The sequence below is a fragment of the Protofrankia sp. CiT1 genome (assembly GCF_917627335.1).
GTDB lineage: Bacteria > Actinomycetota > Actinomycetes > Frankiales > Frankiaceae > Protofrankia.
Genome location: NZ_CAKJTP010000170.1, coordinates 1 through 2,509, shown reverse-complemented (window position 1 = coordinate 2,509; position 2,509 = coordinate 1). Strand labels below are relative to the sequence as shown.

The 2,509-nt window shown below is 67.2% G+C and carries 2 protein-coding genes; both read right to left on the bottom strand.

Annotated features, from left to right (window positions below; all coding sequences use genetic code 11):
• Window positions 1–4: 4 nt before the first annotated feature.
• Window positions 5–934, bottom strand: a complete 930-nt coding sequence (ilvE, locus tag MJ785_RS18780; RefSeq protein WP_239310715.1) for a branched-chain-amino-acid transaminase — start codon at window positions 932–934, stop codon at window positions 5–7.
• A gap of 201 nt (window positions 935–1,135) precedes the next feature.
• Window positions 1,136–2,173 (bottom strand): 3-isopropylmalate dehydrogenase, encoded by a 1,038-nt coding sequence (locus tag MJ785_RS18775; protein WP_239310716.1) that lies wholly within the window; start codon window positions 2,171–2,173, stop codon window positions 1,136–1,138.
• Window positions 2,174–2,509: the final 336 nt, after the last annotated feature.

The following is a 2,509-nucleotide window of genomic DNA, read 5'->3' as shown; positions in this document are numbered from 1 at the left end:
GGCCTCAGGCCTCCCGGACGGGCTCGTTCCAGATCTTGTAACGGTCGAGCTCCCCGCGTGTCGCCTGGTGGAACAGGTCCAGCAGCTCACGGGTGATCGGCCCAGGACGGCCCGATCCGACCGGGCGGTCGTCGATCTCCACGATCGGCACCATCTCGGCCGCGGTCCCGGTGAAGAAGGCCTCGTCCGCCAGGTACAGATCGGTGCGGACGATGTGCTGCTCGCGGACCTGATAGCCCTGATCGGAGGCGATCTGCATGATCGACGCGCGGGTGATGCCGCCGAGCGGACCATCGCTGAGCGGCGGCGTGATGACCGTACCGTCCGACACGATGAAGACGTTCTCGCCCGAACCATCGGCGATATGGCCGTTGGGACTGGTCAGAATGGCCTCGTCATAGCCGGCTTTGAGCGCCGCGACCTTGGCGAGCGAGGAGTTGAGGTACTGCCCGGACGCCTTGGCCGCCGGCGGGATGATGTTGTTGTCATTACGGCGCCACGTCGAGACAGTCGCCCGGACGCCCTTCTCCCCGGCGTCGTCCCCCAGATAGGCGCCCCACGGCCAGACAGCGATCATCACCTCGATCGAGGACGGCAGCGGGTTGAGGCCCATCTCGCCGTACCCGAGGTAGATCAGGGGCCGGATATAGCAGGCGTCGATCTCGTTGATCGCGACCGTTTTCTTGATCGCGTCAATCAGCTCCGCCTGGCTGAGCTCCGGTTCCATCATGTAGATCTTGGCGCTACGATAAAGCCTCGCGACATGGTCGGTCAGCCGGAACACGGCGCTGCCCCGCGCGGTGGAGTAGGCCCGGATGCCCTCGAAGACGCCCCACCCGTAGTGGAGGGTCGGGTTGAGGACGTGGATGCGAGCGTCGTCCCAGTCGACGAACTCCCCGCTCATCCAGATCTTTGACGTTGGTGTGATGGACACGAGTGACTCCAGGCGTGAGCGACGGAAACATAACGCACGGACGAGTGACGATCTTGCCGATCTTCGCCGTGGTCAGGCCCTGTCGGCTGCCGTCGTACCGGATCTACGGCCCCTCTGAGGATAGCGCCCCGAAACAGGCTCCGGCAGCCGGGCATTCAGGCTCTTCCGCCCGGCAGCCGGTTCCGGGCTACCGGTGCCCCCTTACCCGGCGACGCGCGCCGCCAGGTCCTCGCCGATCGCCCGGGTGGACAGCGGCTCCGCGTGACCGGCGCCCAGCTGGGAACGGTCGGTCAGCGCCGCGGCGACAGCGGTCTCGACACGGACCGCGTCGTCGGGACGCCCCAGGTGCTCGAGCAGCATCGCGACGGACAGCACCGTGGCCGTCGGGTCCGCGATCCCCTTCCCGGCGATGTCGGGCGCGCTGCCGTGCACCGGTTCGAACATGCTCGGGTGTGTCCCGGACGGGTCGAGGTTGCCGCTGGCGGCCCGTCCTATCCCGCCGGTGATCGCGGCACCGATGTCGGTGAGGATGTCACCGAACATGTTGTCGGTCACGACGACGTCGAAACGTCCCGGATCAGTGACAAAGAACATCGACGCGGCATCCACGTGCTGGTAGTCGACCCGCACATCGGCGAACTCGGGCGCGACATCGGCGACCGTGCGCAGCCACAGGTCGCCGGCCCTCGTCAGGACGTTGGTCTTGTGGACGAGCGTCAGCAGCCGCCGAGGACGGGCCTGCGCCCGGCGGAACGCGTCCCGCACGACGCGCTCGACCCCGTGCCGGGTGTTGACGCTCTCCTCGGTGGCCACCTCCAACGGCGTGCCCCGGCGCAGAGTGCCGCCGGCACCCACGTACGGGCCTTCGGTCCCCTCCCGCACCACCACCATGTCGATGTGCGGCTCACCCGCCAGCGGCGTGGCGACACCGGGGTACAGCCGCACCGGGCGCAGATTCACGTAGTGGTCGAGCTCGAACCGCAGCCGCAGCAGCAGCCCGCGCTCCAGCACCCCGCTGGGGACAGCGGGATCACCGACGGCCCCGAGCAGGATGGCGTCGTGCGCACGCAGCTCGGCGAGCACCGAATCGGGCAGGGTCTCGCCGGTGGCCTGCCAGCGGCGCGCGCCCAGGTCGTAGTCGGTCGTCTCCACCTTGGGCTCGACGACACGCAGTACGCGCAGCCCTTCCGCGACAACCTCTGGTCCGATGCCGTCCCCGCCGATAACCGCAAGCCTCATGGGCGCGACTGTAAACCGGCAGCGTCACCCCTGCCCCCACGGGTCGGGCCCGACCAGCCCCCGCAACTCCCCCTAGCGCATTCCCAAACCCCTGAGCAGGGAAAAGGCTCACGACACGCAGGATGACACGTCGAAGACGACCATGCCCCTCACGTAAAGTCCATCGATCATATGTCACAACCAGTCATGAATCAGTACGTGGAGTAAGCGACGATGGAATGAAAATGATAGGAACCTCATACCGGCGGACCACGCGACGGCGTAAAGGGGTGAACGGCGCATGATTCTTGAAAAAATCCCGGCCACGAGCCCCCCCGGCCACGAGAAGGCGACCGA